The 7,349-nt window shown below is 59.2% G+C and carries 6 protein-coding genes and 2 pseudogenes; 3 read left to right on the forward strand and 5 right to left on the reverse strand.

From position 1 onward, the window contains the following. Complete coding sequence (locus tag M3I54_RS37200; protein WP_254344762.1) at positions 1 to 1,569, forward strand: transposase; 1,569 nt, start codon at positions 1 to 3, stop codon at positions 1,567 to 1,569. A 52-nt stretch (positions 1,570 to 1,621) separates the two neighbouring features. Next, positions 1,622 to 2,036 (forward strand): annotated as a pseudogene (locus M3I54_RS37205) (IS3 family transposase); the annotation flags it as partial. 692 nt (positions 2,037 to 2,728) lie between these two features. On the opposite strand, the gene M3I54_RS37210 reads toward M3I54_RS37205, so the two are convergent. The 5 genes from M3I54_RS37210 to M3I54_RS37230 are packed head-to-tail and all read right to left on the reverse strand — an operon-like array spanning position 2,729 to position 6,195. Then, positions 2,729 to 3,715, reverse strand: a complete 987-nt coding sequence (locus M3I54_RS37210; RefSeq protein WP_133190561.1) for an aromatic/alkene monooxygenase hydroxylase subunit beta — start codon at positions 3,713 to 3,715, stop codon at positions 2,729 to 2,731. Between the two features lie 12 nt (positions 3,716 to 3,727). After that, the gene (locus tag M3I54_RS37215) at positions 3,728 to 4,042 is read right to left on the reverse strand and encodes an MmoB/DmpM family protein (RefSeq protein ID WP_133190563.1); all 315 of its coding nucleotides are present in this window, start codon (positions 4,040 to 4,042) and stop codon (positions 3,728 to 3,730) included. A 19-nt stretch (positions 4,043 to 4,061) separates the two neighbouring features. Continuing rightward, complete coding sequence (locus tag M3I54_RS37220; protein ID WP_133190565.1) at positions 4,062 to 4,397, reverse strand: Rieske 2Fe-2S domain-containing protein; 336 nt, start codon at positions 4,395 to 4,397, stop codon at positions 4,062 to 4,064. A gap of 7 nt (positions 4,398 to 4,404) precedes the next feature. After that, positions 4,405 to 4,665 carry a toluene-4-monooxygenase system B family protein gene (locus tag M3I54_RS37225; RefSeq protein ID WP_133190567.1) on the reverse strand — a complete coding sequence of 87 codons (261 nt, stop codon included), beginning with the start codon at positions 4,663 to 4,665 and terminating at the stop codon, positions 4,405 to 4,407. A 24-nt stretch (positions 4,666 to 4,689) separates the two neighbouring features. Further along, positions 4,690 to 6,195: a toluene monooxygenase gene (locus M3I54_RS37230; protein ID WP_254344764.1), complete on the reverse strand. Its 1,506-nt coding sequence runs from the start codon at positions 6,193 to 6,195 to the stop codon at positions 4,690 to 4,692. A 960-nt stretch (positions 6,196 to 7,155) separates the two neighbouring features. Between M3I54_RS37230 and M3I54_RS37235 the strand changes: the two are divergent. Beyond that, a pseudogene (locus M3I54_RS37235) lies at positions 7,156 to 7,349 on the forward strand (IS256 family transposase); the annotation flags it as partial.

A 7,349-nucleotide genomic window follows, 5' to 3' on the forward strand; every position in this document is an offset into this window, starting at 1 on the left:
ATGACAACACGACGGGAATTGACTGAGGCAGTCGGTGAGCGGTACCGCCGTTCTGATCGGAACGAGAGGCGCAAGATACTGGACGAGTTTGTCCGAGTGACTGGGTATCATCGCAAGCACGCTATCCGCGTACTGTGCCGCGAGCCTCTGCCCTCAAGGACGAAACCCGGTCCACAGCGCCGCTATGACGATACGGTGCGGGCCGCACTGATTACGCTGTGGGAGGCTGCGGATCGAATCTGCGGCAAGCGGCTGAAGGCGCTCATTCCAACGCTGATCGACTCGATGACACGGCATGGTCACCTGACGCTATCGAAGGAGGTTCGCCAACGGCTGAACCAGATCAGTGCCGCCACCATCGACCGGCTGCTGCGTGACGTGCGCGAACAGGCTTTCGCGGGTCAACGCCGGCGCGCGGGCGGAGTGGGCAATGCAATTCGCCGTGCCGTGCCGATCCGGACCTTCTCTGACTGGAACAATCCGCTGCCCGGCTATCTCGAGGTTGATTTCGTCGAGCATTGCGGTGGCACCAAGATCGACGGCGACTTCGTGCACAGCTTCGTGATGACCGATATCGCGACCGGCTGGACCGAATGCCTCGCCATGCCGTACCGCAGCGGCACGCTCGTCCTCGAGTACGTCGAGCGCGTTAGGCCTGCCTTGCCGTTTCCGCTTCGCGGTCTGGACTGCGATAACGACACGGCCTTCATGAACGAGGCCGTATTCGACTTCTGCAAGGCAACAGGCATCGAGCTGACACGCTCACGCGCGTACAAGAAAAATGACCAGGCGTGGGTCGAGCAGAAGAATGGATCGATCGTACGTCGCCTCGTCGGCTATGGCAGGCTGCGTGGACTTGAAGCCACGGAAACTCTTGCCTCCCTTTACGAGGTGTCGCGTCTGTACATTAACTTCTTCCAGCCTTCATTCAAGCTGAAATCGAAGACGCGTCATGGCGCGAGGGTCACCAAGCGGTATGAAGCGCCCTTGACGCCGCTTGAGCGCGTGCTGCGTTCGGCGTCGGTGCCGGAGGCAACCAAACGCAGACTACGTGCTAAGTTTCGCGCTCTCGACCCACTGGACCTCTTGAGCCGAATGCGCGAAGCACAGCAGCACGTCGCGCAATGCAGCGAATCCGGCACGGCGCCGACGGAGGCAAAAACACCTGCTCGCGTTCCCCTCGCGGATTTCCTGGCGAGCCTCGGAACAGCCTGGCAGGACGGCGAGGTAAGGCCGACGCATCACCGAAAGGCGAGCGTCCCCCATACCTGGCGCAGCCGGGAAGATCCGTTCGAGCATACATGGCCAACAATACAGCAATGGCTTGAGGCCGAGCCCGGCATCACGGCGAAAAAGCTACATGAGCGTCACGTCGCCATGGCACCGGCGATGTATTCTGGTGCTCAGTTGCGCACCCTGCAGCGCCGCGTGAAGGCATGGCGATCGAACCGCGCCAGGGAACTGGTGACCAGGATACTCGGCGGCGCCGACGCGATGAAGGCTGGCGCTGCTACGCAGCACCAGCCTTCATCGCAAAACAACCGGAGAGTGACAATTACCCGGGAGTAACATCATCCCGTGAGGCAACACGACCGGCCACGCTGCTTGACGCTCTCTAGACGGCGTACTTTGCGAAGGGGGCGTGCAGTACGCGTGGATCGAACGGCATAGCCGGCAATGGCCGGTTTCCGTGGCCTGCCAGGCGCTGGGCGTCAGTCCCAGCGGTTATCACAACCGTAAGGCCCGCGACGTTGATCCTGATCGGCCGCGCCGACGCATCAGCAACGATGCGCTGCTGGTCCACATTCGCGCCGACCATGCCGAATCCAAAGGCGAGTACGGCTGGCCGCGCGTGTGGAAAAAGCTGCTTGCGCAAGGCATTCGCGTGAGCAAGGACCGGATTCAGCGGCTGATGAAGCTGCATGGCATCAAGGCGCGCACCAAGCGACGGTTCAAGGCCACTACGGACAGCAAGCACAATCTGCCGCTCGCACCGAACCCTGCTGCAACGGGACTTCTCGCCGGCGAAGCCCGAGATATTCGGAATGGGCAACAGCCGCTGGCTGAACTCGTCGTCGGCCAGTTGCCGGGCCAGGTCGTTGATGAACCCATGGCTACCTTAGGGTTTTCGCGCGCGGTTTCACAAATCCTGTTCACCTGATGTAGGCGCAACGAGAGGCCTACGGTGGTCGCTAATAATGCTACTGCTGCTACAAACAGTTTCGTTTTCATTTATTGTCGCCGGCTCACTTTGCCATGTTTCGCGCATAGGTTATTGGTAAGACTGCGAGCGCATCTACACTCGGACAGTTATCCGTGCAGGTTTCCGATTCGGCTTCCGGAATCGCTTAATCATCGGCTCGATGGCCCGGCTTGTAGGTGTTGCTATCCGCCGTCGCGAGGCCCGGAGAAGTAGCCTCCTTGACCGCCTGACGTAGATCCTATAGCTGAAGCATGGGACGCTTGCGCTGCGGCAATAACGGAAGCAGTGCTGCCTGCCGCCTCCACTATCCCCGCCAAGGCCATGTCTCCGTGAGCCCGCTGCCGATGGTCGTGGCGTAGGTAATGGTGCAAACGAGTGCAATACAATCGCCGAAGCGGCGAGGATTGTCCTCATGATCCAAGACTCCGCTATAAGTGCTGTTACGTTTGATGTTTCCCAATTTTTGGAGCGGGCCGGCTTCCGACGACACTTCTTTCAGAATGCTTCGATTCAAGGCCTCCTGACTCACAGTCGGATCGAACGCCGGAATTCGCGCGTGGCTTCCTTCGCGCGTGTGCTAGCTTCGCGTGCGTCAGGCAGGGCGGCACACCATGCTGTTATAGCGTCGTTGGCAAGCGGTTCCCATTTGCTCACCCACGTACCCAGCACGGCGTGATTGCCTTCCTGTTCGCTGGCCATGCGAACGAGTTCGCTGGCCCAACGCCGATGCCGCTCCGTGTCGACGAGCTGCGCATCGGTAATAAGGCCGAGTAGGGTATCGCCGTTTTGGCGCGCCGTGACGCCGAGGCTGCGCAATACGGTCTCTTCCACAGCCGGGCGTACCACGAGGTTTAGCGCGACAAAGCATTCAGCCCAGTCCCACGCGGTGAGTGCTTGTTCGACGAGTTTGCGCCAGCCCTGCCAAGGCGGCCCGAGTTCCCAGCGGCGCCGCTCATCGCTGCCGAAGCCGAGGTCCGCAAAAGTCAGGGATAGTTCCTTGGTGCGATACGCGGTGTGCGTGAGCCAGCGCAGAGAGTCAGCGGTCTGGTATGCGGCACAGTTGGAGATCGTGGAAGCGGGGGCCATCTGGGCCAGATAAGCTGAGCCCATTTGCAGCGCATGAAACAGGAAGCGCGCGGGGGTATAGACGCGTGCGAGCGAGGCCGCCCATGGCCTGGCGAGTTGGGAGTCGTGACCGCGCGTGGAGAACTGGTCGAGGAGACCATATACGTAAGTTTCCTGTCCATCCTGCAGCAGGTTATAGGTGCGATAGACGATCTCGTCTGGATCACGAAATGCGTTCCAGTCGGGATGTCGCAGCGGCGAGGCGTTGCGGTTGCGCTTGAGCCATTGCGCCATTTCGAAGTTTGGGTCCAGTTCGAAGGGGGCGTCAGGGTTGTCGGTGGTGTAATGCAAGTTCGTCGAGACGATCTCATACTCGCTTGGCTTGCGCCGCCGCGCGGCTAGATGGCTCCACGTTTTCAGCGGCGTAAGGACTTCGGGATGGGTCATGCTCGTCTCCGGTTAAAGCGTTTTCTCGTAGTAAAACCGCACGTAGCCTTCGGTTGTTTCGATGCGGCCTGAAAACGAACTGAGGCTGACTTCCAGCTCGGACATCATGAACGGTCGACCAAGCGTTTCCTCAAGCGTGGAGCGGCGCAGGATCAGTTCGCCGTCCGTATCGATGCGCACATACGCGAGTTTGTCGTCGACGCGGATCGTCTTGCCGGGGTTGTCTTCGTGCGCGGCTTCGATGACGCCCGCCGTAATGCTGCCCGCCCGAAGCACGGGACCCACGCGGTTGTTGCGGTAAGCCGAGGCGGTGGTTTCGATGGTCATGATCGGTTCTCTGTGAAATTCAGGAATGGGCAAAGAGGGTTTCAACGCCGCCCACCGCAACGAGAACGTCTTCGCCCTCGATCTTCGCGGGGTATGCGCGAAGCCGGGAGTCGCCAGGATTGATCCCCTTGCCGGTATTCACGTCGAAGGTCCATTGATGCGCTCGGCACATCAGCACGCGGCCGTCGAACTTTCCTTCCACGAGCGGAATGGCCTGATGCGGACAAACGCCCCGAAAGGCGCGCGGCTCGCCGCCTTCTGGATTAACCACCACAATCACGTGGCCATCCACCTCCGCTCCGATCATCTCGCCTGCCCACAGGTCGTCGAGCGTGCAGATTTTCTGGTACTCCATGTCGACCTCATTCGTCGCAAAAGATGAATTCGAGCGTTTCCATCGGCTTGATATCCGTCTCGCCGAGCTTTGCCTTGCGCGCGTAGAACTGCTCCGCGCCCTGGCGACGCACGCGCACAACCTTTTCAGGCCGTGGGGCGACGCGTCGGCCCACCGAATGGAGCGAGGCGGCGGCCGCCACTTCATCTATCGTATTGCCGGTATCCACCGGCAATAGCTGCAATACGAAGTCGTATTGAAAATTTGAGATCACATGGAACAGTGCCATGTCGTCCTCTTTTGCGTGGCAGCCTCAGGCGGCCTCTTTGTTGTCACGGGTACCGCGGTACGATTCGACCCAGGCATACTGGTGCGCGTCGTCGCCCATTTCGCCCGGCGCGAGCCCCATGTAGTTCAACGCGCCCAAGAGGTTGGGTGGCTGGATATGACCGGCGAGGAAGCGATCGACGAGCGTGAGGTGATCGCGGTAACGAACCGGGTCCTGCTGGAAGACCCAGCGGTCGATTTCCGAATTGAAGTGATACGTGCGGCCGTTATGGTCGAGAGGGTAGTCCTTCACGTTCCAGCCATCGCCCGGAATGGCGCAAATGGGCAACTGGCTCATGTTGCAAAGGACAGGTAGCGTCTCGGGCATCGTAAGTTCACGGCGGCCGACGAGCAGGTTTTCGATAATGACGTCCCATACCTTGCCGAATGAGTTGTTCCAGCCGGGATATTTTTCTTCCAGCCAGTCGCGGCATTCGGGCGTCACGCCCGCTGCAGGGTCCCACCAAACCGTGGGACGCCAAAACCAGATGCCTAGCTGATAGGCGTGGTGCTGGTAATCGAATTCATTGATCATCTGGTCCCAGTACCAGGGCAAATCGAGGCCGAGATCGATGAGTGTCCGCTCAAACTGACTGACGATCCACTCGCGCGCGAATTCCTTGAACGACTGCTTGCGGTGTTCGATCGGCGTGGCGTAGTCCATCGACGATCCCGTGAGCAAACAGAACAGGCGCCATGCCCGTGCGATTGCGACATCCACGAGCTTCTGGGCCTCCGTTTTACGGCCGTTTGCGATCAGAATGTGCAGCGCCGGGCCGCCGATTTGCGCATGCCGCGACTCGTCCGTTTGAATGCTGGAGATGAGGCTTGCGAAAGTGAAATCGCCGACGTCGACTGCGTCGGCCGCCAGGCCGAGGAACTGTACATTGGTGAAGCCCGTTTCGAGCGCGAAGGTGAGCATAACCGCGATCTCGATCGCGCTGCGGGACATAAAAAGGTCGTCAAATGTGTTGCGGGCGGCAATTGCACCCCACTGGTTCGTGTGATAGGCCTTGTGCGCCCAGTCAAACTGCCTGTCCTTTGCACAGTAGTCGTGAGGGAAGTGGAGCTGCAACTGCCCGTGACGGTTTTCGTCGAGCATGCCGAAGGTGGCCATGTTGCGCATCCCTGGTGCACGGCCGAAGCGAACCATGCGTGCTTCGGCGCTCATTGCCGCATACTCGCCGAGTGCGATGGCGCCGTAATGGGCCTTAAGGATGGAAAGCCAGCCCGGATCGGTATCCTCGAAGCTGCGGCTGGAATTCAGGGCTGCCTTCACAGAATAGACGCCAGCATCTTTTTCGCGCTGGATACGGACGTACTCGGGATAAGACGTCTTGTACGGCTCGTCGTAGCTTTCCCAGTGGACCATTGGAATACCTTGCGCGCCAGACATGATGTCGGGAAAGAGATCCGACTCCGACACGTACGACGGGGTCCAGTTGGTGGCGCGGGCGATATCGTACCAGTCGACGCGTTCCAATAACGCCATGGTCAAGTCTCCTTCGTAGGTCGCGGTTTGATTTGCCGGAGCACTATGGCATCCGCCGGGCAGCTTATCTCACAGCAAAATCAGTGCCAATGTGCGGACCTCCTTTGCATTGGCGAGGAAGAAGTCCCGGGAAAGGGAGATTGAAGATATACGCGCACCCGTTGCCGGGGGGGCGATCCGAATGCGCTAGTTTCCACACGCAAGGAGTTCGACAAAAAGCAACGCGGGCAAGCGCGAAAGCCGCGGCGTGACACAAGGCCGCGGTACCTCTGATTCTCTTTCGCGGGGCCGAATCCAGTCGGCATTAACTGAGGGTGCGTTCCGGGTCCTTCTCGTCTCGGGATGGTTCTGTCTGCCGACATAACCACAGACCCAAGCCCCCGATCCTTGATTCCGAATGAGATAGCGCGTCAGTCGCGACCTGAAAACACCAGGCGGGAATGTCTAGATTGTCATATAGATAACGCGCACTGTAGCACTTCTTCAACAAAACTCGGACAAACGTTAAAACGAACTGTCGCGGTCAACTGATTCCGGGCAAGAAGGTTCTTTCGGTGACGGTGTTGCCTTGTAGGCGGTGGGCAACAGGCGAGCCCGCGTGGAGTGCAAGCGCGCCGAGCCTCATTGTGGTTTCCGAGCCGCAATGCGGAGCTCGGGCATGGGGAGGCGTTCAGCGACTACAGGCGGCCGTGCATCCAATAAAAACATCGGCAGTACTGGTCTGCGCGTAGTGAGACAGTAATCGAGGGCAAGGTGACGATATCAGTGTTGGCTCGCCGTATTTTCCAATTAATGAGACCAATCACGGCGGTGCGCATCTATATTTGTTAAGTAATGCTATTCGGTATATTCAAAAAAACTTGATGGCGCATAGTTTGCTTGTTGGCTACCGTTGGCTCTACTCGAGGGTCTGTCATAGATTTTGTGTTCAAGGCATAACATGTAGCTCAAGGAGCATGTATGCCACGCAAACCCAAGACAACTACCGAAGCGCAGACAGCGTTACCGTCCATTCCGAAGGAGCTGATCGACCAGTTCGTGAAGGGACCCATGACCGCCGAAGCGGTGCACGCCGCTTCAGCCGCGTTCAAGAAGGCGCTGATCGAGCGGGCGCTGGGTGCCGAACTTGGACACCATCTGGGTTATCCGGCGGG

The sequence above is a fragment of the Paraburkholderia sp. CNPSo 3274 genome (assembly GCF_024206475.1).
Lineage (GTDB): Bacteria > Pseudomonadota > Gammaproteobacteria > Burkholderiales > Burkholderiaceae > Paraburkholderia.